This is a genomic window from Paenibacillus tepidiphilus, from assembly GCF_008635795.1.
Classification (GTDB): Bacteria; Bacillota; Bacilli; order Paenibacillales; family Paenibacillaceae; genus Paenibacillus_AQ; species Paenibacillus_AQ tepidiphilus.
In genome coordinates this window covers 23,488-44,565 of record NZ_VWRQ01000025.1, presented here as the reverse complement: position 1 = coordinate 44,565, position 21,078 = coordinate 23,488, and the positions used below count along the sequence as shown (strand labels likewise).

General features: G+C 56.0%; 23 protein-coding genes and 1 riboswitch. Of the genes, 4 read left to right on the top strand and 19 right to left on the bottom strand.

Annotation, left to right across the window (positions count from 1 at the left end; genetic code table 11):
* Positions 1-21: 21 nt before the first annotated feature.
* From F1379_RS25080 to F1379_RS25065, 4 genes are all read right to left on the bottom strand, one after another.
* The gene (locus F1379_RS25080; protein WP_150275207.1) at positions 22-918 is read right to left on the bottom strand and encodes an energy-coupling factor ABC transporter ATP-binding protein; all 897 of its coding nucleotides are present in this window, start codon (positions 916-918) and stop codon (positions 22-24) included.
* A 111-nt stretch (positions 919-1,029) separates the two neighbouring features.
* The gene (gene cbiQ / locus F1379_RS25075; RefSeq protein ID WP_162551283.1) at positions 1,030-1,809 is read right to left on the bottom strand and encodes a cobalt ECF transporter T component CbiQ; all 780 of its coding nucleotides are present in this window, start codon (positions 1,807-1,809) and stop codon (positions 1,030-1,032) included.
* Positions 1,793-2,086, bottom strand: coding sequence for an energy-coupling factor ABC transporter substrate-binding protein (locus tag F1379_RS25070; RefSeq protein WP_150275205.1), 294 nt, complete (start codon positions 2,084-2,086; stop codon positions 1,793-1,795). Before F1379_RS25070 ends, cbiQ begins: the two co-directional genes overlap by 17 nt.
* Entirely contained in the window at positions 2,083-2,850 is a 768-nt protein-coding gene (locus F1379_RS25065; RefSeq protein WP_150275204.1) for an energy-coupling factor ABC transporter permease, read from the bottom strand. Before F1379_RS25065 ends, F1379_RS25070 begins: the two co-directional genes overlap by 4 nt.
* Positions 2,851-3,091: 241 nt before the next feature.
* A riboswitch (cobalamin riboswitch) is annotated at positions 3,092-3,288 on the bottom strand.
* Positions 3,289-3,440: 152 nt separating this feature from the next.
* Here F1379_RS25065 and F1379_RS25060 point away from each other — a divergent pair.
* Positions 3,441-4,385 (top strand): ArsR/SmtB family transcription factor, encoded by a 945-nt coding sequence (locus F1379_RS25060; protein WP_150275203.1) that lies wholly within the window; start codon positions 3,441-3,443, stop codon positions 4,383-4,385.
* A 182-nt stretch (positions 4,386-4,567) separates the two neighbouring features.
* On the opposite strand, the gene F1379_RS25055 is transcribed toward F1379_RS25060, so the two are convergent.
* The 3 genes from F1379_RS25055 to F1379_RS25045 all read right to left on the bottom strand — a co-directional run bounded on the left by F1379_RS25055 (position 4,568) and on the right by F1379_RS25045 (position 7,212).
* Positions 4,568-4,843 (bottom strand): DUF6171 family protein, encoded by a 276-nt coding sequence (locus tag F1379_RS25055; RefSeq protein WP_150275202.1) that lies wholly within the window; start codon positions 4,841-4,843, stop codon positions 4,568-4,570.
* Between the two features lie 12 nt (positions 4,844-4,855).
* Complete coding sequence (locus tag F1379_RS25050) at positions 4,856-6,349, bottom strand: alpha-N-arabinofuranosidase (RefSeq protein ID WP_150275201.1); 1,494 nt, start codon at positions 6,347-6,349, stop codon at positions 4,856-4,858.
* Positions 6,350-6,450: 101 nt separating this feature from the next.
* Positions 6,451-7,212: a hypothetical protein gene (locus F1379_RS25045; protein WP_150275200.1), complete on the bottom strand. Its 762-nt coding sequence runs from the start codon at positions 7,210-7,212 to the stop codon at positions 6,451-6,453.
* A 112-nt stretch (positions 7,213-7,324) separates the two neighbouring features.
* Here F1379_RS25045 and F1379_RS25040 point away from each other — a divergent pair, with 112 nt between their 5' ends.
* Together F1379_RS25040 and F1379_RS25035 are read left to right on the top strand one after the other, a co-directional pair.
* The gene (locus tag F1379_RS25040; RefSeq protein ID WP_150275199.1) at positions 7,325-8,176 is read left to right on the top strand and encodes an ATP-binding cassette domain-containing protein; all 852 of its coding nucleotides are present in this window, start codon (positions 7,325-7,327) and stop codon (positions 8,174-8,176) included.
* Entirely contained in the window at positions 8,176-8,886 is a 711-nt protein-coding gene (locus F1379_RS25035) for a hypothetical protein (RefSeq protein ID WP_150275198.1), read from the top strand. Before F1379_RS25040 ends, F1379_RS25035 begins: the two co-directional genes overlap by 1 nt.
* 155 nt (positions 8,887-9,041) lie before the next feature.
* Here the strand turns inward: F1379_RS25035 and F1379_RS25030 are convergent, their stop codons facing one another.
* From F1379_RS25030 to F1379_RS24990, 9 genes are all read right to left on the bottom strand, one after another.
* Positions 9,042-9,962, bottom strand: coding sequence for a class I SAM-dependent methyltransferase (locus F1379_RS25030; protein ID WP_150275197.1), 921 nt, complete (start codon positions 9,960-9,962; stop codon positions 9,042-9,044).
* Positions 9,963-10,190: 228 nt separating this feature from the next.
* Positions 10,191-11,117, bottom strand: a complete 927-nt coding sequence (locus tag F1379_RS25025) for a 5'-3' exonuclease (protein WP_150275196.1) — start codon at positions 11,115-11,117, stop codon at positions 10,191-10,193.
* 307 nt (positions 11,118-11,424) lie between these two features.
* Positions 11,425-11,790, bottom strand: coding sequence for an arsenate reductase family protein (locus F1379_RS25020; protein ID WP_150275195.1), 366 nt, complete (start codon positions 11,788-11,790; stop codon positions 11,425-11,427).
* Between the two features lie 809 nt (positions 11,791-12,599).
* Positions 12,600-13,586 (bottom strand): RluA family pseudouridine synthase, encoded by a 987-nt coding sequence (locus tag F1379_RS25015; RefSeq protein WP_150275194.1) that lies wholly within the window; start codon positions 13,584-13,586, stop codon positions 12,600-12,602.
* Position 13,587: 1 nt separating this feature from the next.
* On the bottom strand, positions 13,588-14,154 hold the full coding sequence (locus tag F1379_RS25010; RefSeq protein WP_150275193.1) for a cob(I)yrinic acid a,c-diamide adenosyltransferase: 567 nt from the start codon (positions 14,152-14,154) through the stop codon (positions 13,588-13,590).
* A gap of 375 nt (positions 14,155-14,529) precedes the next feature.
* Positions 14,530-15,750 (bottom strand): aminotransferase class I/II-fold pyridoxal phosphate-dependent enzyme, encoded by a 1,221-nt coding sequence (locus tag F1379_RS25005; RefSeq protein WP_203457173.1) that lies wholly within the window; start codon positions 15,748-15,750, stop codon positions 14,530-14,532.
* Positions 15,751-15,764: 14 nt separating this feature from the next.
* A complete protein-coding gene (locus F1379_RS25000) occupies positions 15,765-16,265 on the bottom strand; it encodes an Lrp/AsnC family transcriptional regulator (RefSeq protein ID WP_150275192.1) in 501 nt (166 codons plus the stop codon).
* Positions 16,266-16,623: 358 nt separating this feature from the next.
* Complete coding sequence (locus F1379_RS24995) at positions 16,624-17,010, bottom strand: spore coat protein (RefSeq protein ID WP_150275191.1); 387 nt, start codon at positions 17,008-17,010, stop codon at positions 16,624-16,626.
* A gap of 30 nt (positions 17,011-17,040) precedes the next feature.
* Positions 17,041-17,274 carry a hypothetical protein gene (locus F1379_RS24990; RefSeq protein ID WP_150275190.1) on the bottom strand — a complete coding sequence of 78 codons (234 nt, stop codon included), beginning with the start codon at positions 17,272-17,274 and terminating at the stop codon, positions 17,041-17,043.
* A 189-nt stretch (positions 17,275-17,463) separates the two neighbouring features.
* On the opposite strand from F1379_RS24990, the gene F1379_RS24985 reads away from it, so the two are divergent.
* A complete protein-coding gene (locus F1379_RS24985; protein WP_150275189.1) occupies positions 17,464-18,696 on the top strand; it encodes an NAD(P)/FAD-dependent oxidoreductase in 1,233 nt (410 codons plus the stop codon).
* Positions 18,697-18,797: 101 nt separating this feature from the next.
* On the opposite strand, the gene F1379_RS24980 is transcribed toward F1379_RS24985, so the two are convergent.
* The 3 genes from F1379_RS24980 to F1379_RS24970 all read right to left on the bottom strand — a co-directional run bounded on the left by F1379_RS24980 (position 18,798) and on the right by F1379_RS24970 (position 21,052).
* Positions 18,798-20,006, bottom strand: a complete 1,209-nt coding sequence (locus F1379_RS24980; RefSeq protein WP_338046803.1) for an MFS transporter — start codon at positions 20,004-20,006, stop codon at positions 18,798-18,800.
* Positions 20,007-20,072: 66 nt separating this feature from the next.
* Complete coding sequence (locus F1379_RS24975) at positions 20,073-20,612, bottom strand: hypothetical protein (RefSeq protein WP_150275188.1); 540 nt, start codon at positions 20,610-20,612, stop codon at positions 20,073-20,075.
* 20 nt (positions 20,613-20,632) lie between these two features.
* The gene (locus F1379_RS24970) at positions 20,633-21,052 is read right to left on the bottom strand and encodes a DUF350 domain-containing protein (protein ID WP_150275187.1); all 420 of its coding nucleotides are present in this window, start codon (positions 21,050-21,052) and stop codon (positions 20,633-20,635) included.
* Positions 21,053-21,078: the final 26 nt, after the last annotated feature.

The window sequence follows — 21,078 nt, the reverse complement described above, 5'->3', positions numbered from 1 at the left end:
CCTTATAGCCATCCCGCCGGCTCAGTCCTGTTCCTCTTCCTCTGATTTCATGTTGCCTCCGCTATGTCCTGGCGTGCTATTCTCCGCAAGCAGCTCCGCCAACCGCTGTATCATTTGCTCGCTGTCACGGGGAGCCGGCCGGCCAGAGATATATTGCCGGGGCAAGCTGTACCAGATGTCGGCAAGCAGCGGCATAGCCAGTCCGGCCGGAAGCCGGGTGCCTCCGGCCGCGAAGATTTCATCCGGGCGGCCGGCTATGCGGCATGCTCCATGATCGAGCACAATGATCCAGTCCGCCCAGCGGTAAGCCAGATTCATATCATGGGTCGCCATGACGAGGGTCGCCCCCTGGCTCCGGGCTATATCCAGGCCAGTGAGCAGTTGGACTTCGGATAACGGGTCGAGGTATGAGGTAGGCTCATCGAGCAGGATCAGCTCCGGCCGCATGGCGAGTACTCCAGCCAGAGAGACCCGTTTCTTCTGGCCCAGACTAAGCTGGTGGATGGGCTGGTCCCGCAGGTCAGCCAGTCCAAGCTGCTCCAGCACCTCCATGCAGCGACTCCGGATATCGCCTTCGTTCATGCCCGCAGCGCGCAGCCCGAACGACGCATCCTCCAGCGGCGTACCCAGAATCAGCTGCTGCTCAGGGTCCTGCAGCACCAGACCGACCGAACGGCGCAGGGCGGCAAGCTCTTTCCTTGAGTAGCCGAGTGCGGCTCCTTCCAGAAGAACCCGGCCGTGCTGCGGGCGCAGCACGCCGACGGCATGCAGGAAGAACGTGGATTTGCCCGAGCCGTTATGGCCGAGAACCGCTGTCTTGAGTCCTTTGGGGACCGACACGGTCAGGTGGTTCAGTGCCGGTCCCGCAGCATCCGGATAATGGTATACGACGTCTTCAAAGGCCATGCAGGCATCCATGTTCATCTGTCTCCTTCGCTGCCGGCGCGAATGCAGAAGGTGCCGGTCTGTGTTGTAACTACCCCGCAGGCAGCGGGCTGCTGCTGATAGTTGTTGTTATGTTATAGCGGTCTATGCCTGAAGCAGCCACAGCTGGGCCAGCAGCAGAAGGAGAATGCCCGCACCCGCGCGCAGTGCAAGGCCGCGCGGAAGAACTCGCGGCTCTGCAGGCGGCAGGGCAATCTCCCCTGTATATCCGCGTACCGCCAGACCTTGGGCGAACCCGCGGTAGCGGCGCATGGTGCCGGCCAGGAGCGCTCCTCCCATTCCCGCCGTCTCCCTGAGCGTAATTCTCCGTCCGCCCCCGCGCAGCCGCCGCGCCAGCAAGAGGCCATGCGCCGTGTCGCTCAGCAGGAACAGAAAACGGTACATCACAAGCATCAGCTCCAGCACAATCTGCGGAAGCCGCAGCCTGTGCAGCACCTGCAGCAGCTCGCCGAAGGGTGTCGTCAGTATCAGGAACAAAGAGCAGGACAGACAGGCCATTACCCTGGTCAATAGTAATCCGGCACGGCACAACCCTTCAGCCGTTATATAGAGCTGGAGCTGTCCGGACAACGGCAAGTGCAGAATGGCCTCTCCGTCTGCCGGACGTCCGAGCTCTACCAGCAGCGGCGGCAGGCTGAGCGCGAAGAAGAACAGCGCTGTACCGAACAGCAGGCCATAAGCGCGCCGGGGAATCCGTGCGTGATGTGTACACCAGTACATCATCCACAAGCAAATGATCAGCTGCAGAGCCGGATGAACCATATAGGAAAGAATAAACATCACTGCAGTGAACAGGCTCTTCCACAGCGGCGGCAACGGCCGCAGCGCATTTCTGCAGGACAGGGCATCAATTCTTCTCAGCATGGGCTCTGCGCCGTTCGCCCCGGCCCTTCCACAGCCCGACGGCATAACCGATCACTCCGGCGCCTGCTGCTGCCTGCAGGGCGAACAGCATACTTTCGGTCTCGCCCGGCAGCTCGGTCAACGGCTGGAACCAGGGCTCATAGGACGGGTCAATTTCGGTGATCGCTCCTTCGGCCGCATCATCCGCACCGCCGAAATCTCCGTTCACCAGCAGCAGCGGCAGCAGAGCCAGCAGGACGACGGCCAGCAGCATGACAGCATTTTTCCATTTGCTCATCGGGAGATTCCTCCTTTGGTTTGGCGTTTCAGGAGCGACAGTTCCCCTGGACTGTAGGATTTCAGCCAGTTCCACAGCAGAACGGTCAGCAGTCCCTCGCTGATGGCCAGCGGGATTTGCGTTACGGCAAAGATACTGCCGAATTTCAAAAAGGAGGCGGCAAATCCGCCATCCGCAGCCGGGAAAGCAGCCGCCAGCTGAACAGAGGTCACCACATACGTTGTCAGATCGGCAATTGCCGCCGCAAGAAACACCGCCAGCCGCTCGCGTTCCGAGCTTTTCATGACCAGCTTATAAACCGCATAACCGGCAAAAGACCCAGCTACCGCCATCGAAAAAGCATTCGCGCCCAGTGTAGTCAACCCGCCATGGGCCAGCAGCAGCGCCTGGAACGCCAGCACAACCGATCCGATCACGCTCATCGGCAGCGGCCCCAGCATCACGGCTCCGAGCCCGGTTCCTGTAGGATGCGAGCTGCTTCCCGTTACCGACGGCAGCTTGAGCGCCGACAGCACGAAGGTGAACGCTCCCGAAAGTCCCAGCAGCAGCTTCAGATCGGGATTGTCCCGGGTCATGAGCTTAAGCTTCCATACCCCAAGTGCAAAGAACGGCAGAAATGCCGCCCACCAGAAGACCGCCCATCCCAGCGGCAAAAAACCCTCCATAATATGCATCGCATGGGCGGTTCCCGGTTCGTTAACCAGGAAGTACAGCACAAGCCCGCCGGCCAATAGTGCCAGCTTCGGAATTCCTCGTCTTTTCATTTCCTGTCCTCCCTGCTTTTGGTGAAATATTGCCGTGCAAAAACAAAAAAACTCCCACCCCAAGGGGTGGCAGCCATGTACGTAGACTGCAGCATGAGAAGAGGCGTATATCCGAGCATCGGCAAACCTGTCATTAACGAAAGATATGGCCGCCCATCAGGGGCACCCTTATTCCGTTAGACAAGGCGCCTGCCTGTCTCCCCTATGCCGTTCCGTACACCGCTCCTATCCGCGAAGAGTCCTGGTGTGCACAAACAAGGTAGGTCTCCTGGCTCGGAATACAAGCGCCGTTGCTCCGCCTTCCCCGGTCCTGGCTGAACCGAGTGGCATGAATAGAAGCCGGCTTTTCCTTACAGTGGCGGGACCGCTCGGGATTTGCACCCGATTCCCTGTTACCCCTTGCCAATCCGCAAGGGCACCTTGTTTGACTGCATGATAATCTTGAATATTATAGTGGAACAGGCTGTCCGGCGTCTGTGACAAAAGTGGTGCGTATCCCCTCAGATTTTCTCCGCAGGTATAAAGCTTGTAAGAAAACCACTTAAATAATATAATTATTAACTATATAATAGATGAACCGGAGGCATAGCATGAAACTTGATCTCACCGAACAATCTCTGCCGGTCTACGAAGCGCTCGCCAGTACCGTGCGGCTGCAGATGCTGCGCCTGCTCACGCTGCAGCCAATGAATGTCAAGGAGCTTGCCGCTGCGGCCAATCTCAGCAGCGCCATCATGACCATGCATGTGCGCAAGCTGGAAGCCGCCGGCCTGATCCGCACCCATATGGCTCCCGGACGCAGCGGTCTGCAGAAGATTTGCTCCCTCGCCGCCGACCGGGCAGAAATCGAGTTCCCCGCCCAACCGCTGGAAGCGCGCAGATCTCACCGCAAAGAAATTCCGGTCGGACACTACTCCGACTTCCGGATCGAGCCTACCTGCGGACTGGCAACCGCCGAGCGCATCGTCGGCAGCTTCGATGACCCGCGCTATTTCTGGGACCTGGAGCGGATGAACGCCGGTATTCTCTGGTTTGGCAAGGGGTATGTCGAGTACAAAATCCCTAATTTTCTGCTCACCAGCCAGCAGCCCGAGGAGCTCTCGATCACCATGGAGATCGCTTCGGAAGCACCGTCGATCAATAACAACTGGCCGTCGGATATCACATTCACGCTGAACGGCGTCATTCTCGGCCACTGGACCAGCCCGGGAGACTACGGCGACAGCAGAGGCAAGTATACGCCCTCCTGGTGGCCTGCGTACACGAACCAATACGGCTTGCTCAAACGGCTGCGTATCACCCCGCAAGGAACATTCATGGATGGGCATAAGCTCTCCGATGTGACACTGGCAGAGGTAGGCATCCGCGACAAGCAGTGGACCTTCCGCTTGTCGGTGGAAGACGACGCCGAGCATATCGGCGGCCTCACTTTATACGGAAAGGGCTTCGGCAATTACAACGAGGATATGACCTTTGAGCTGTACTACACCGACGCCTCCGCCCCCGCCGATTCCGCCAGAGATGCCCGGCAGTGACGCAGGACAGCATCTGATATATCGGCACAGCAAAAAACCGTACCGGGCGAGGAATTCTCCTTGCCCGGTACGGTTTTTTCGTCCATTCTATGCTTACTTCACACCGGCGAAAGCAATGCTTCATTCTTCTGATTCGCCCGAACGCATTACCGGTTACCCCCGAAATGCTCCATTTGCAGGGCTTATTCCGTCACCGGCTGCCACAAGCCGCCGCCGGGCAGCGGGCAGCCACGGTCCTTCAGCTTCGCCACGACGGGAATGATGCACCCGCAGGCGGTGCAGGTGACGCCGTCCTGAAGCTTGGGGCAAGCCGCGCAGATGGCGACCCGCTCCGCGTAGACTTCTTCGGAAGCGACGTTATGCGCATTGAACATGGAGGAGGCCAGAATCCGGGCAATCTGCGCTTCGGTCACCCTGTAGTCCCCCCGGCATCCCTTGCAGGCCGATGTTGTTGCCATACCCTTGTCTCCTTATGCCTGTGGCTTGATTTCCAGCACGGTTACCGACATCGGCGGCAGCACCGCCGTCAGGGTATCGCCCTCCAGGGAGAAGTCCGTGAAGGCTTTGGGCGCCACGTTCTCCGGCTGACTGAAGGTGTTATGCGCGTCGATGGCATCGCCAGCCAGTACCGTGCCGGTTACCTCGGCCATTCCGCCGAGGCCCCGCAGCTCAAGCGGCAGCGTCGCTGCAGCGATATGGTTCAGGTTGCACAGACTGACATGGATAACGCCTTCTGCCGTTACCGAAGCGGATGCAGAGATTTCCGGAATCTCCCGGCCGTCGAAGCTGTAGTTGCCGCAGTCCACCTTCAGCTCCAGCAGCTCCGCATCCTGATGCACCTTGTACATATTGAACACATGGTAGGTAGGTGTCAGCAGCAGCTTTTCCCCTTCGGTCAGGATGACGGCCTGCAGCACGTTGACGGTCTGGGCGATGTTGGCCATCCGGACACGGTCAGAATGCTTGTGGAAGATATTGAACGTCAGCCCGGCCACCAGCGCGTCGCGGATGCTGTTCTGCTGATACAGGAACCCGGGATTCGTTCCCGGCTCGACATCGTACCAGGTGCCCCATTCATCGACAATCAGACCGACTCTCTTGTCCGGATCGTATTTGTCCATAATGGTACTGTGGCGGGTAATCAGCTCATCCATGCGCAGCGCCTTCTCCAGCGTAGAGAACCACTCCGCTGGTGCAAATCCGGTTGCCGCGCCTTTAATCTCCCAGCCCGGCAGCGGAAGGGTGTAGTAATGCAGAGTAAGCGCGTCCATAAAGCGACCTGCTTCGCGCATCAGCACTTCCGTCCAGTTATAATCGTCGGAGTTCGCCCCGCAGGCGATCCGGTGAATCTTGTTGTCGCCGTAGTTACGCACGTAAGTCTGATAGCGCCGGTACAGATCGGCATAATATTCCGGACGCATGTTGCCGCCGCAGCCCCAGTTCTCATTGCCCACACCGAAATATTTGACTGCCCAAGCCTCTTCGCGGCCGTTCTCCCGGCGAAGCTCCGCCATCGGGGAGACACCGTCAAAGGTCAGATATTCCACCCACTCCGACATCTCCTGTACAGTGCCGCTGCCCACATTGCCGTTGATATACGGCTCGCATTCCAGCAGGGCGCACAGTTCCATAAATTCATGGGTCCCGAAATGGTTGTTCTCCACCACGCCGCCCCAGTGCGTATTGACCATCCGCTTGCGGCCTTCGCGCGGACCGATGCCGTCCTTCCAGTGATACTCGTCGGCGAAGCAGCCGCCCGGCCAGCGGAGCACCGGAATTTTGATTTCCTTAAGCGCTTCCACAACATCGTTGCGGATGCCCTTCGTGTTCGGAATCGGCGAATCCTCGCCTACCCAGATTCCTTCATAAATACAACGTCCCAGATGCTCGGAGAAATGCCCGTAAATGTTTCTGTCAATCTTCCCTTTGCGGATATCTGCGTTGAGTACGGCGCGCTGAGCCATGCAAATGCCACCTTTCAATTTTTAATAATAGTTAATATATTTATTAACAAATTAATTATTATATTAATATTATAAGCAGTTCAAGAACGCTTCGTCAACGTTCAAAAAGCAGACGGCTGTCGCTCAAGGCTCGTCTCAATATCGGCATAAGCTGAAGCAAACGGCTGTCCGGAATTCAGATCATCAATGAATTGCAGAAGGCCCTGCCGTCCTACCCGTGAATACCAGCGGGTCACCTCATAGCAAGCAAGGTTGTAATGGGTATACGCTTCGGCTGTGCCATAAGCAAAGGCCGCTGACGATTCCATGCTCTCCAGATCGATCTTCCGCTCTCCGCCATTCGTTTCCTTCCGCCAGACCGTGTCGTAATCCGTATAACGCCCGTCCACCATCGTAGCCAGCCCTTCGTCAAACCAGGCCGGTACCTTCGCTTTGTTGAGCAGGCGCTCCCTCAGTTCAGCGTGCACGAGTTCATGGGAAATTACAGCGCTATCCATCCCCTGGGGCCCAAGCACTATGTAGTTGCCCCAATATAAATAATACGTTTGTCCGGTAGGATTCTCGGCATACCTGCGCTGCCCCTCGGCAGATTGCACAAAAATCAGCACCGGAGAGGCCTCTTTGCTTCCAAACAATCCGGCAACCGATTCACGGGAGGCCCTCAGCCTTTCGGCTATTTGATCGCGCTGGTGCGGATCAACCTGCTTCTCCACATACGTATTCACACTGATCCGTTCCATCCGGGAATCATATTTCACCATTACGGCATGCGTGGATTTGGCGCGGGCGACTACAGGGATACAAAGGCCGATAAGCATGACGATAAGCAAAACGCATACTTTAAACTTTTTTGAAGAGAACATCTCTCTTCCTCCTATCAAGAATCTTATCTGAGAAATACTAACATCAAAGTGACAATCTGGTGTATCCGAGCTAGAATAAGCTTCAAGTGCACCAAAGGGAGGATCATATGGAATGCCGGATACGCTTGTAGAACTGAATCATATAACCAAACGTTATGCAGACAAGCTCGTACTCTCCTCCGTCTCGCTTACTATACGGCGCGGAGAGACGCTGATGCTCCTGGGCGGCAACGGTTCCGGCAAAAGCACGCTGATCAAGCTCATCGGTGGATTCATCGCTCCGACCACGGGCAGCCGCAAGGTTAGTGACTCACAGCCGCCACGCATCAGCTTCATGCCCGACCGGTTTCCGAAGCATAAATTCACCTCGCAGGAATATTTAATGCACATGGGCCGGATTCAGGGATTGCCCAAAGCAGCGCTGCAAGAGCGCATCAAGGAGCTTCACGACCTGCTTCAGCTGCCGCTGGGCCATCAGCCGATGCAGTCTTTCTCCAAGGGCATGCTGCAAAAAGTAAATCTGATGCAGGCCGTATTGTCCACGCCGGATTTGCTGCTGCTGGATGAGCCGCTGTCGGGCCTGGACGGCTTGTCGATGCAGGAGCTGGCCGGAGCGCTGCGTGAATTAAAGAGCCGGCACGTGACCATTGTGATCTCGACCCATGAAACGGAGATGCTGCAGGACATTACTGACCGGGTCATCACGGTGCAAAATACTGCGCTGATTGAAACGGTGAAGCAAATACCGGCAGCTCTGGAACCGTCCGTGCTGGTGCTTTGCAGGCTGCCTGCAGGACAGCGAAACGCCGGAATACTGTCCCACCCCGCGATTATGAGCGCTTCCGCAGAAGAAAGTCTGGTCCGTATCTATGCGCGGACAGAGAGCTGCGACCAGCTGCTGCTGCAGATTTTGCAATCCGGCGGCTCTGTCATTGAAGTTACCGGGAGGAGAGAATACGCATAATGCTGCAAATTCTACTTTATTATCACCGCTATTATCAGCGCTCCTATCGTTATGTTCCGCCGCTGACCGTCTTCCTGATCGCTGTTTTCTTCCTCTATGGGGTCATTCCGAATCCGGTCATGGACAGCTATGCCGTTACGGCCACCTTGCTCTTTCTGACCGCTGCATGGCTCTGCTATGTGTTTATTGATCTGGAGGATGAGACGCAGCAGATTATCACCTTTCTCCATTCCGGGAAGCTTATGCTGCTGTACGCCTCAAAGCTGGTATATGTATGGCTGTTTACACTGCCCCTTTCTGTCTTCGTAATCGTTTATCCGATTATTTTTGACAAATTCGACTACATGCCGGGCATCGGGCAAGCCTTGACCGCCTTCGCCTGCCATCAGTTCGCGGCCCTGCTGGGCATATCCCTTGCCGCTTGGTTCAATGCCAAATTGTTCAGAACAGGCCTGATTTCTTTCCTGGGTCTGTGCATCGTTCTGGCTGTCTCCCTTGGAGGCCAGGGCATCATCGACCGCACCTTTCCTGCATTATTCTGGATTATTCCGCCCTACCGGATCATCCTGTACATCCTGAATGACCATCCGCAGGCAAGCGCTAGACCCCATCCGCTGGAGATGTGGCACACGGCCTTGTACATTATCGTGCTGGTAATTATTTATTTGCGGGTGATGATACGCAGGAAGTTTGAGCACCCTATAAAATAGCGGACATTCGTACGGTCGCCACACCTGCAATATTAGCATATTATTCCTGAATTTTACGAGATTAGAGCTGCACTTCAGTAGTAACGGTTACTCAACAAGGACCAACCGTACATCTCCGGTTGGCCCTTGTTGCCGTAAAGTATGCAATCAAACGATCAAACTGCTTTGACCGCATGAATATAATGGATAGTCTCAAAAGCCGACAAATAATCGCTGCGCCCTTGGAAGTACCGCTCCTGAATCGCTTCCGGATTCAAATGCTCATAAATCAGCAGCCCCGACTGCGCCAGCAGCTCCTCCAGCTCCGTATAGGCGTAACCGGACTTCATGGGCTCTCCGGCGGCGGCCGCCATCGCGACCATATGCTCCACGCGGTTTCCCCGCCCTTTCGTCTCAAATAGCGTATCATCGGCATAATCCAGCACAATCGAGCTGCCCGCCGGAACGTCCGCGAACAGCTGCTGCAGCATGGAGCCCAGCTCTGCCTTCGTTAAATAATAGGAAACGCCCAGCAGACTGAAAAAGCTCCGGCGGCCGCCGGGCTTTCCTGCCCCGGCAAGCTTAGCAGCCTGCATTCCGCGCGTGAAGTCCATCGGCACAAAATGAAGATGGTCCGGCACCGTCAATCCGGACTCCGCCAGCCGCTCCTGCTTGAACTGCTGGGTCGCCGGATGATCTACCTCAAGAATCTCCAGGCTGCCGCCAAGCTCCGGATGGCGATACGCAAAGCTGTCCAGCCCTGCACCGAGGATGACATACTGTTCTGCACCGAGCTTCATTTCATTCAGCAGCACTGACTCGCAGTACGCTGCCCTTGCCAGCGGAGTCGGCGACAGCTGGACCTGGGTGATCCATCTCAGGATTTCATCCGGCTGATTCCGGTGCTCCTGTGCGAATTCCGGGCTGAAAAATTCAATACCGGCAATCATATTGCCGCTGATGCCGGCAAACTCTTGCTCGGAGATCAGCCTCACCGCGATATAATCGTCAAAAATCTTCGGCTCGTCAAACCGGCTGTGATAGGCGCGGCCAAAGGCTGCCACCATGGATGTGATGCTGGATTCGTTTGGTTTCATTGCTTTGCCCTCCGCAAATGGAACCCCGGCATACGGGGTGTAATGGATATTGCCTGTTCCGAGCTTGTGCGGGGACCCCTAATAATACGAATCTTATTTTGCAGACTAACGCAAAAAAAAGATTCTCCCTGGCCAGGAGAACCTTAATATACACCAAATTCACTTAACTGTAAATTATAGCATAAATAAATAATTTTGTCAATGACACTCTTCGCATATTAACAAATTTTAGCCCAGCTCGCCCAGCTCAATCTGGACAATTCCCCGCTCATCCGGCGCCGAGCCAAGCAGATGCAGCAGACTGCCGAACTCCAGCTCCTGGAACTTACGGGCAGCCTGTTCGCGCTGCAGCTCCCACAGGCATTCCGCAAGCGTGCAGACCACGGGCACATCTCGGCGGATTTCCGCCAGCTCGCGCGACAGATGCAGCATATCGAGATCGGCTTCAATCTTGGCGCGGACGCCCTTCGGCAGTGCGGCGAGATTCTCAATTACGCCTTCGACGGTGCTGTACTCCTGCAGCAGCTTCAGCGCCGTTTTCTCGCCGATACCCTTAACGCCCGGGTAATTGTCGCTGGTGTCGCCCATGAAGCCCTTCAGGTCGATGACCTGCGCAGGGGTCAAGCCCTTTTCGTCCATCAGCTCCGCAGGGTCGTAGACCTTGTAGTTAGAGCGGCCTTTTTTCATAATAATGACTTTCACGCGGTCGCTTACCAGCTGCAGCATATCATGGTCACCCGTCAGAATGTACACCTCGGATTCCTCGCTGAAGCAGGCCGACAGGGTTCCGATGCAATCATCCGCCTCATACCCGACCAGGCCGATATTCGGCACGCCGAGCTCAGCAACAACATCCTTAACCAGATCGAACTGGGGAATCAGCTCCAGCGGCGCCTCAATCCGGTTCGACTTGTAACCGTCGTACTTCTCGGTGCGGAAGGTACCCTTGCCCATATCCCAGCAGCAGACCACATGGGAAGGCTCGAACGTACTCACCGCGTCAAAGAAATATTGCAGAAAACCGTACACCGCGTTCGTCGGCAGCCCGGCTTTGGTCTTGCGGATATATCCTCCATAAGAGGTTGCATAGAAGGCCCGGAACAGCAGAGCCATTCCGTCGACAAGCATTACCCGGCCCTTTGGTTCAGTACTCATGTGTAACCTCTCCTTTGTGAAATCTGAATTTAGAGTATTAAGCTTACGCCGCTCATAGCAGCTGCGATACAGGGGCTCTGCTGCGCTTACTTAGCCGCTGCATTCGGCGGCTCTGCTAAGCTCACTCTAGCAGCAGCATCCGGCGGCTCTGCCTACGCTTACTTAGTGGCTGCATCCGGCGACTCTGCTGGCGCTCACTCTTAGCAGCTGCATCCGGCGACTCTGCTTACGCTTACTTAGTGGCTGCATCCGGCGGCTCTGCTGGCGCTCACTCTTAGCAGCTGCTTCCGGCGGCTCTGCCTTAGGTTCAGGCGTTGCCCCACGCTTCGCCGTACTGCTCTTCCTTGAAGCCCACGGTAACTTTGTGGCCGTCGGTGACCACCGGACGCTTGATCAGCATCCCGTGCTGTGACAGCAGCTCCAGCTGCTCGTCTTCGCTGAGACTCGCCAGCTTGTCCTTCAACCCCAGCTCCTTGTACACTTCGCCGCTGGTGTTGAAGAATTTCTTCAGCGGCAGCCCGCTGTCGGCGAGAAGCTTGCGCAGCTCCTCCACCGTAGGCGGTTGCTCGGCGATATGCTGCAGCTCCAGCTCATGTCCTGCATCCTTCAGCCATTTAACGGCACTGCGGCAGGTACTGCATTTCGGATATTGATATACTTTCAGTTGGCTCATCCCATTGGCTCCGTTTCTGCATCTAAACTGTTGGTATATGCGCGACTTGTTTGATATATATGAACTTGGTGATATATACGAACTTGTTGATAGATATTCAGCTATGTCCTAAGGATTACTATAGCGAAGCACAAATATTCACTGCATAACCGAAACTACGTACGATTCGCTTCGGCTTCTTCAACGATAGGGCTTAATACGATCCGCAGCCGCCTCTTCAGCGTACGACTTAACACAATCCGCGACCGTTTCTCCAGTAGTACGGACCAATACGATTCGCAGCCGCTTCTTCAGCGGTACAACTTAATACAACCGCGACCGCCTCTTCAGCGGTACGGCTTAATTGCACTTTGTACATCTATTATGGCCTAAAAATCCGCTATCCTAGAAATAGTTGTATTTCATACATCTATTAACAGCGGTTTTGGTCGACTTGACGTTTTTCTTGGGTTTTAGTTGTACAAAGTACAACTATTCGCAATAAACGGCCGGTAATCAACATAATAGTTGCACAAAATACAACTATCCCCCTGTCTGGGCTGGCCTGAGCTGGCTGCTCTATCTGAGCTACTTTTGTCCGGACTGCCTTTGCCCTAGCCGGCTCTATCTGAGCTACCTTTGTCCGGACTGCCTTTGCCTGTCTGTCTCTATCTGAGCTACCTCTGTCCGGACTGCCTTTGCCCTAGCTGGCTCTATCTGAGCTACCTTTGTCCGGTCTCACCTTGCCTGAGCCGGCTCTGGCCGGGCTGCCTATGCCTCATCCGGCCGGCTCAGCAACGCGCCGCCAGGCACTGCTCCCTGCCCCTGCTTCAGGGCAGGCGCTCAGGCTGCTGCTCCAGCACCCGCTGCAGCAGCGCCATATCCGGCGGCAGCGGCGCCTCTAACACCATCTCCATACGGGAGATGGGATGGCGGAAGCTCAGCCGCACCGCGTGCAGCGCCTGCCGCGGGATGGCGGCATCCAGCGCTGCCACCTCAGCAAGCTGTGCCTGCTCTGCCGGCGTAGGCTGCGCCTTGCTGTACAGCGGGTGCCGGTACATCGAGTCGCCGATCAGCGGACAGCCGACCGAGCCCATGTGCACCCGGATCTGGTGGGTGCGCCCGCTCTCCAGCTTCAGCTCCACCAGCGACGCGCCCGGGTATTGCGCCTTGACCTCATACCGCGTCAAGGAGGGGTACCCGTCCGGTGTTACTATACGCCGGTGCGGCTCGGCCGGATCGCGGTCGATCGGGCCGTCGATGTCGCCGCGCAGCGCAGGCGGCGTCCCATGGACAAAGGCGGCATACCGCTTGTCCACCGTCCCGGCGATCATCTGCTCGGAGATATGCTGGTGGCTGTACGGGTTCTTGGCGATGACCAGCACCCCCGACGTCTCCTGATCCAGCCGGTGGACGGGACGGAAGCGGTAGCGCTCCCCCTTCGCCGCCCAATAATGGACGACACCGTTGGCCAGCGTGTCCGTATAATGCCCGTGCGTGGGATGCACAATCACCCCGGCCGCCTTGTTCACGGCCAGCAGGTGCTCATCCTCGTACAGGATGTCAAACGGAATATCCTGCGGCATAATGTCGGCGGAGATCTCTTCCTCCATACGGATCTCCACGCAGTCTCCGGCGCTGACCTTTTCGCTGATATAGACCCGCACTCCGTTCAGCTTGATGCCTTCTTCGGTCAGCTTCAGGCGTGACAGCAGCTTGCGCGATACGTCCATTCGCTTCTGCAGAATGCTCTTCAGCAGCCAGCCGTCCTCGGCCGGCTGCACCGTATAGGTAATTGGCGGATAATAGCTGGTCATATCAGTGGCGGAACACCTTTTTACTGCGCACATATTCGACATCGGCAACATCCAGGCGCGTGTTCGCCGTGCGGGCCAGCGCGAAGAAATAGTCGGAGAGCCTGTTGAGATAAATAACGGCTTCCGGGTTGATGTCGGCGCTTCGTCCCAGCGTCACGGCGCGGCGTTCCGCCCGCCGGCAGACCGTGCGGCATACATGCAGCACGGATGACAGCTGGCTGCCTCCCGGCAGGATGAAGCGCTCCAGGACCGGATTCTCAGCCTGCAGCACGTCAATCCAGCCCTCCAGACGCACGGCCATCTCCGCCTTGACCTTGTATTTATTCTCGCTGAGCTTGACAAAAGCAAGGTCAGAGCCGCAGTCGAACAGCTCGTGCTGAATCTCCAGCAGTTGCTCGCGGACATCGGCGAACCGCTCATCGCCTTCCATCAGGCTTCTCGCCTGTCCGACAAAGCAATTCAGCTCGTCAATCGTGCCGTAAGCCTCCACGCGGACATCATCCTTGCCTACTCTTCCGCCAATGACCGAAGTTTCACCCTTATCACCTGTTCGCGTATAAATCGCCATTTCCAGCTTCCCCTCCAGCAGCTCAATCACATAATTATAGTTTAATCGTTTCCCAAGAGAATAGGCAAATGCTCTTCCCGGTTTATGACATGTAAATACATGTAAACCACTGTAACTTAGTACCTTGACCGCATCAAATTATAGTTATGCACCATCTAGTTTTCGAGTAAGGTTGAAGACATCCTCGCATACAGTCCTTAGATTTGGCTTGGTCAAGGTACTAGGTCTGTATTCTTGCCAAACAAAAAAACAACAAACCGCTTCCGCCCGAAATGGCTGTCCGTGCTGCCGTTTCGGGGCGAAGCGGTTCCTCTTGTTGCTTACATAGACGCACAATTTTTAACAATAAAGTCCTCGCAGGGGCCGCCGTATGGCTTATCCTCGCCGTTCCTGCTCCAGCTTCCGTACAAACGCGCCGATCCGCTCAATCGCTTCGTTAAGCTGCGTGACCGAGGTGGCATAGGAGCAACGCAGGTAGCCTTCGCCGCCCAAGCCGAATACACTGCCCGGCACCGCAGCGACCTTGTACTCAAAGAGCAGCCGCTGGGCAAATTCGTCGGAGGTCAGCCCCGTGGCCCGGATGCTTGGAAAAGCGTAGAACGCGCCTTGCGGCTCATGGCACTCCAGACCGGCATCGCGCAGCCCCTTGATGATGAGCCGCCGCCGCTGGTTGTAGGATTCCACCATCCGGTCCTTCTCTTCCATACCGTTACTGAGCGCCTCCAGCGCCGCCACCTGGCCCATTGAAGGGGCGCACATGACCGTATACTGGTGAATCTTCAGCATAGCGGCAATCAGGTCGGGATGGCCGCAGGCATAGCCCATCCGCCAGCCGGTCATGGCGAACGCCTTGGAGAAGCCGCTGACCAGAATCGTCCGGTCCTTCATACCCGGCAGAGACGGGAAGCTTACATGATTGCTGCCGTAGGTCAGCTCGGCATAAATTTCATCCGAAATGACAATGAGATCATGCTTCTCGACGACCCGGGCAATCGGCTCCCAGTCCTCGCGGCTCATGATTGCGCCGGTCGGATTGCTCGGGTAGCACAGAATCAGAATTTTGGAGCGCGGGGTAATCTTGGCTTCCAGATCCGCCGCGTCCAGCTTGAACTGGTTCTCGCCGAAGGTCTCGATGCCAACCGGAACACCACCGCCGATAGCAGTAATCGGAGAATAGGAGATATAACACGGTTCCGGGATTAGTATCTCGTCCCCGGGCGAGATCAGCGCACGCAGCGCCAGGTCGATGGCCTCGCTGCCGCCGACGGTGGCGATGATCTCATTCGCCGGATTGTAATCGACCGCAAAGCGGCTGTGCAAATACTGGGCAATCCCTTCCCGCAGCTCCGGCATGCCGGCGTTCGAGGTATAGCCGGTAAAGCCGCGCTCCAGTGAATAAACGCAGGCTTCCCGGACATGCCAGGGGGTCTTGAAGTCAGGCTCGCCGACCCCAAGCGAGATAATATCCTTGCTGCCTGCCGCCAGATCGAAGAACTTGCGGATGCCTGACGGCTGTATCTGCTGCACCAGGGGGGCCAGGTAGGATTTCATTGATTTCTCTGCATCTCCGCTATGCTGTGATTTATTCGTGATCATTTACATGACTTCCTTTACGGAGATATCATCAGGCGGTTGTCCTCTTCGTGCTCTTCGAAGATGATACCGTCCTGCTTGTATTTTTTGAGAGTGAAATTGGTCTTGGTGGACAGCACCGAATCAATCGGAGACAGCTTCTCGGAGACGAAGTTCGCCACCTCGCGCAAATTGCGGCCTTCCACTTCCACGAGCAAATCGAAAGCGCCGGACATCAAATACACGGATTTGACCTGAGGATACATGTAAATCCGTTCGGCAATCCCCTCGAAGCCCCGGCCTCGTTCCGGAGTAATCTGCACCTCAATCAGCGCCGTCACGCGCTCATCGTCCACTTTGTCCCAGTTGACCACCGTGGTGTATTTCACAATGACATGATCCTGCTCCATTTGTTCGATGGCCGTCCTGATATCCTCTTCTTCGGCCCCAAGCAGCGTAGCCATCAGCTCTGTAGAGGTACGCGCATCCTCCTTGAGCAGTTCCAGCACCTTTTGCTTCAGTTCATCCATTTCCCGCATGCCTTCCCTCCGGATTATTCGCCTTGCATGTGTGCCGGTGCAGCAGGGCTGCAGCACACCACCGCGAAAAGAGTTTAGTATTAATATGACATGAAACAGGCAACTCTGCAAACTAAAATATGCCCGGCGGCGATTCCCGGGTATGCTCAACCTGTTCTCAAATCCGGCGCGGATTACCTGAACCCTTCCCTCAAAACGAGTGTTCCGGGGGATGCATTACCTATCCCGACATCAGCACAAAAACGCCCGCTCCTCCCGGGTCTCCGGAAGGAACGGACGTAGATTACAGCGAATGGACCGGCACGTTCACCCTCACAGCGTTCATCCCGCCCAGTGCTTCACTGCATAAGCCGCAGGGTTACATATAGTAAGGGTTTTGCACATTGGGCTGATGGGCCTGAACGTTGGCCGGATGGGCATACGCCCCGGCTCCGCCAGTCTTCTGCTGCACGAACTGCTGGCATTTGGTTTGCGTCTGCTGCGCCGTCTGGAGCTGCTTGTCGATATCCTGACGTAGCGCTTTGCCGGGAGCGGTATACATGTTGAGCTGCGACATCTGTGTATACAGATCCCCCTGCAGCCGCAGTGTATCCATGGTCAGCTCATTGAACGTTTGCCGGACGACAGGGCAGTTGGATTCTGTGGCTGCTGTCGAATATTCGCGGACCGTCCGTTTTAAATCCGCCAGCACCGTATTGAGCAAATCTTCATCCGCCATAAATGCGGTTCCGTTTTGTGCGTACACGTGATTACCTCCTCATGTTCTTAGTTATAATTATTGCGGCTGTGTCGGTGCGTATTGCTGATGCTGCTGCATCAATTGAACCAGTGTATTCATATGACGGGTATGGCTGTTGATCTGCTGTACGCAGATTTGGTGGACAGTCGCATTTTGTGTGACCCCGGCCGTTGCGGCCAGCTGCTTAATCAACAGATCCTCATTGGAAATAGAATCGGCGATATACTCCAGTTCCTTGCCGCTGAGCGGCTGCATATTTGCGGAATGCATGTGCGTGAATCCTCCCTTCAAAATGTTCAAGCAGGCTTATTATGCCGCGTGCTCCGATCTTTATGTGCTTAAAGGTACATTCTTAGCGCCTTACATCACGTTCTCCAGCCACCTGAATCCAGTGCGCATGAGAGTGAAATGAGCCGCCAATACTACCGTGGCGAACGGTCTAAAAGGAGAGAACCAGTTATGAATTTATTCAGCGGACGCATCCCTTGGGAACACACTCTGCCGGTTATTCCGTCTTACCCCCAGCCTGAAGGAGACCTTCACTGCGACTGTCTGATTGTCGGCGCGGGTATGAGCGGGGCAATGATGGCATACCGTCTGGCGGAGAGCGGGGCACATACCGTTGTTATCGAGAAAAGAAAGGTCGCCGGAGGCAGCTCCCAGGCAAACACAGGGCTGCTTCAGGTAGCAAACGACAAATCTCTAACCGCGTGCATCAATACCTTCGGTAAAGACAAGGGCGTATTGTTCTACCGTTTGTGCCAGAGCAGCATCAAAGGCATTCTGGAACTGCAGGATAAACTGAATATCAATCCCTATATCACCGCACGCCCAAGTCTCCTTTATGCCAGTACAGCAGAGGATGTCAAGTTGCTGCGGCAGGAGCATGAGAACCTGGTGGCCCATGGCTTTGACTCGGAGTTCTGGGAGGAATCCGATATAGCCGGACGCTATTCCTTCTCCAAACCGGGCGGCCTGTACTCCCGGGGAGACGCCGAAGCCAATCCGTTCCGGATGGTTCATGCGCTGCTGGACAAGGCCCATGCTTCCGGCGTGCGCATCTATGAGCATACCGAGGCCCGCCGGCTGGAGTACGGCGATGCCGGAGTCGTCTGCCATACAGAGCATGGACGCATTTATGCACGCAAAGTTGTCTTCTCCATGGGCTATGAAACCCAGGAAATGAAGAAGGACCGGGGTGCAGAACTGGTCAATACATATGCAATTATGACCCGGCCGCTTCGGATAGAGCCCAAATGGCATGAACGCAGTCTGATTTGGGAAACCGCCCGCCCCTACTTGTATCTGCGCATGACCCATGACGGCCGGATTATTGCCGGCGGCAAGGATGAGACCCTGACCGATCCGCAGCGCCGCGAGGTCCGTGTGCTGTCCCAGAGCAAGCGGCTGCTGGAGGAGGTGGAGGCCTTGTTTCCCGAGCTTCAGGGCATCGTCGAGGCCGAATATGCCTGGGGAGCGGTGTTCGGGACCACCCGGGACGGACTGCCCTTCATCGGGCCGCATCCGGATTATCCGAACTGTTACTTTATTGAAGGTTACGGAGGCAACGGAACCGTCTACAGCATGATAGCGGCTGAACTACTGGCCGATACGCTTACTGGAATGAACAGGCCCGAGCTGGAGCTGTTCTCGCTGACGCGGCCGGCCAAGCCGTCACCCCAAACGGTATGACAACTTAAACAAGCACAGGCCCGGGCGGAATAGTCGCCCGGGCCTGTGCCCTTATGTGCCTTGCTCAGCTATCGGGGTTGCCTATCCTACGCTGCGCTATATTAGAGGTTACCTCCCCGCAGCGGACGCCGCAGCACAAGCCAGCTGCCCAGCGGAGCCGCCCCAAGGCCGAGAAGCAGGAGCGTAATGACATGCCGGGAGTCATTCACCGACAGGACCCCTATAAAGATGAACATCCCCGCGAGGCGTCCGCACATCAGGCTAAGCTCTCTTAGGACGACCAGTTCCACCCGTTTATCCACACTGTCTGCATCCCGGCCCATCAGATCAAAGCTGACCGAGGTGATCGGCAGTACGTAGAGCGGCAGGAACAGCGAGGTTCCGATGCCCATGACCAGCAGTGTCCCGAAGCTTACCTTCCAGAGTAGCGGTACAATAACGGCTACAAGCAGCAGTCCCCCGGCCAGCATGCCCTGGGACCGGAAGCGGGACTTAAAATACTTGCCCGCCACATAATAACTGACGAGTGATACCGCCGAAGTCAGAAGCGCAAATTGCCCCAGCTTGCTCTCCTCCCGGGTGGCTATGTATACCAGCAGGCCGATCAGGAATGAGAATACGCCTTCCCGCATCCCCTCGAACATCAGGGCAACCGCAGCTGTCCGCCAGGGACTTTCCTTCCGGCGCAGCTCCCGCCAAGGCTCCAGCCAGATATAGGCGCTGCCGCTTTTACGCTTTTTCAGAAAAAAGCTGAGCACTGCCGCAAGCCCGTAAATGCACAAAGCAAGAGTGAACACGGTACGGTAGCCGCGGGCGCCCTGCAGCCATGTAATGATCCGCCCGGAGACCCAGGGTCCGGCAATGCCGGTAAATGAACCGAGCAGTCCCATCCAGCCATTAAAGAAATCCCGGTTCTTCGCATCGGTAATTTCGAAATACAGCGTATTAAAGGCGAGCCAGAACAATCCGGTGGAAATGCCGAGTGTACAGCCGAGCGGCCATATATAGTACGCGGCGTCCGTCCCCAGCCATAGCACCAGTAAATAAAAAAAGCCCGAAACGGCGATTCCCAGCCGCAGGGCGTTCATTTTGCCTCGTTCTTTGACCCATTTGCCGCCCAGCCAGAAGCTGAGGCCGACAGCCAGCTGCTGGCTGACCGCGAACCAGCCGATCATGACGAAATCCTGCCGGCTTTTCCACAAATATACGTTCAGAAAAGTGCCTGCCAGCGCATTGGCCAGCACAAATAGCCCGTTAACGCCCAGCAGCAGCGGGGCCTGGCTCCGGATTGAGCCTTTCATCTCGCACATCTCCCCTTCCTCCAGGACATATCGGCATTAATATGCCCTGAAGCGGGAGCAAGCATGTGCCCGTCCTTATTTGCCGCTCAAATGGCGCACGAACCGGACGCGGTCTTCCTGGGCCAGACTGTGCTGCACGTGGAAACAGGAAGGACAAATGTACAGATTCAGCGCAAACGGGGCCTCAAGCACAGGGCGTCCGTTCATCGCTTCCGGCACTGCCCCTTCGAATGACGTCACCGGCTGCTTGCCGGACATGACCATCAATTCATGACACTGCGGGCATTCGGGCGCTTCAAGCTGCGCAGCAAGTACAGCGGCCACACTGAGCTCGTATGCTGCCGGATCATAATCGTCGCCGAACTGGGTGACCGTGTTAAAGATCGGCACTACCGCTTCCTTATCCTCGTCATCCCACAGCTTGTCATCGCTGATATGATCCTGGACGGAGCTATCGTCGGACTCATCCTCTTCATCCTCAAGATCATCCGCCCCTACGGTAATCGTCCGGTAGCCGGACAGCTCATTGTTGCAGTGCGGGCAGGTATCCTCGGGTCCAATTTCCTCATCCCACACAATTTCTGTATGACACCAAGGGCATACTGTTGTATCCATTGTCGTAATCTCCTTCTTATTCAAAAAATAGCGGCCCCGATCACATACGACAGTGAGACTGAAATCAGCATCGCCGTCAATCCGACCGCCCGGTTGTCCTGCGCAATCTCATCGTCTATAGAGAAGACCGGCGTCAGAAATTCAAACAGGAAATAAGCCAGCAGCAGCAGCAGAAATCCGACCACCGCCCATTTCATCGTATCGTAAATCGAAATTCCCGATTCAATGCTGAAGCGCAGAATGTTACAGATACCGAAAATTTTGCCTCCGGTAGCCATGGCCACGGCAAGATTGCCTTTGCGGATTTCCTCCCAGCAATTATATTTGGTGACCATTTCGAAAAAAGACAGGAAAACCACAAGCCCCAGCACGGCCACGGCAAAGTACCCCAGCAGCGATCCAAGCGGATGAGCCAGCAATTGGTCGATATTCTCTTGCATCGTTCCCTCTTTCTGCCGGATCTCCC

Bases quoted from the DNA above. Each gene is read 5' to 3' on its own strand.
- F1379_RS24970 (WP_150275187.1), bottom strand. From the start codon at position 21,052: ATGCAAGAGAATATCGACCAATTGCTGGCTCATCCGCTTGGATCGCTG.
- F1379_RS25005 (WP_203457173.1), bottom strand. From the start codon at position 15,750: ATGATCACGAATAAATCACAGCATAGCGGAGATGCAGAGAAATCAATG.
- F1379_RS25000 (WP_150275192.1), bottom strand. From the start codon at position 16,265: ATGCGGGAAATGGATGAACTGAAGCAAAAGGTGCTGGAACTGCTCAAG.
- F1379_RS25010 (WP_150275193.1), bottom strand. From the start codon at position 14,154: ATGGCGATTTATACGCGAACAGGTGATAAGGGTGAAACTTCGGTCATT.
- F1379_RS25040 (WP_150275199.1), top strand. From the start codon at position 7,325: ATGCCGGATACGCTTGTAGAACTGAATCATATAACCAAACGTTATGCA.
- F1379_RS24990 (WP_150275190.1), bottom strand. From the start codon at position 17,274: ATGCATTCCGCAAATATGCAGCCGCTCAGCGGCAAGGAACTGGAGTAT.
- F1379_RS25080 (WP_150275207.1), bottom strand. From the start codon at position 918: ATGGATGCCTGCATGGCCTTTGAAGACGTCGTATACCATTATCCGGAT.
- F1379_RS25035 (WP_150275198.1), top strand. From the start codon at position 8,176: ATGCTGCAAATTCTACTTTATTATCACCGCTATTATCAGCGCTCCTAT.
- F1379_RS24980 (WP_338046803.1), bottom strand. From the start codon at position 20,006: ATGTGCGAGATGAAAGGCTCAATCCGGAGCCAGGCCCCGCTGCTGCTG.
- F1379_RS25070 (WP_150275205.1), bottom strand. From the start codon at position 2,086: ATGAGCAAATGGAAAAATGCTGTCATGCTGCTGGCCGTCGTCCTGCTG.
- F1379_RS25065 (WP_150275204.1), bottom strand. From the start codon at position 2,850: ATGAAAAGACGAGGAATTCCGAAGCTGGCACTATTGGCCGGCGGGCTT.
- F1379_RS25025 (WP_150275196.1), bottom strand. From the start codon at position 11,117: ATGAGTACTGAACCAAAGGGCCGGGTAATGCTTGTCGACGGAATGGCT.
- F1379_RS25050 (WP_150275201.1), bottom strand. From the start codon at position 6,349: ATGGCTCAGCGCGCCGTACTCAACGCAGATATCCGCAAAGGGAAGATT.
- F1379_RS25060 (WP_150275203.1), top strand. From the start codon at position 3,441: ATGAAACTTGATCTCACCGAACAATCTCTGCCGGTCTACGAAGCGCTC.
- F1379_RS25015 (WP_150275194.1), bottom strand. From the start codon at position 13,586: ATGACCAGCTATTATCCGCCAATTACCTATACGGTGCAGCCGGCCGAG.
- F1379_RS25020 (WP_150275195.1), bottom strand. From the start codon at position 11,790: ATGAGCCAACTGAAAGTATATCAATATCCGAAATGCAGTACCTGCCGC.
- F1379_RS24985 (WP_150275189.1), top strand. From the start codon at position 17,464: ATGAATTTATTCAGCGGACGCATCCCTTGGGAACACACTCTGCCGGTT.
- F1379_RS24975 (WP_150275188.1), bottom strand. From the start codon at position 20,612: ATGGATACAACAGTATGCCCTTGGTGTCATACAGAAATTGTGTGGGAT.
- F1379_RS25030 (WP_150275197.1), bottom strand. From the start codon at position 9,962: ATGAAACCAAACGAATCCAGCATCACATCCATGGTGGCAGCCTTTGGC.
- F1379_RS25055 (WP_150275202.1), bottom strand. From the start codon at position 4,843: ATGGCAACAACATCGGCCTGCAAGGGATGCCGGGGGGACTACAGGGTG.
- cbiQ (WP_162551283.1), bottom strand. From the start codon at position 1,809: ATGCTGAGAAGAATTGATGCCCTGTCCTGCAGAAATGCGCTGCGGCCG.
- F1379_RS25045 (WP_150275200.1), bottom strand. From the start codon at position 7,212: ATGTTCTCTTCAAAAAAGTTTAAAGTATGCGTTTTGCTTATCGTCATG.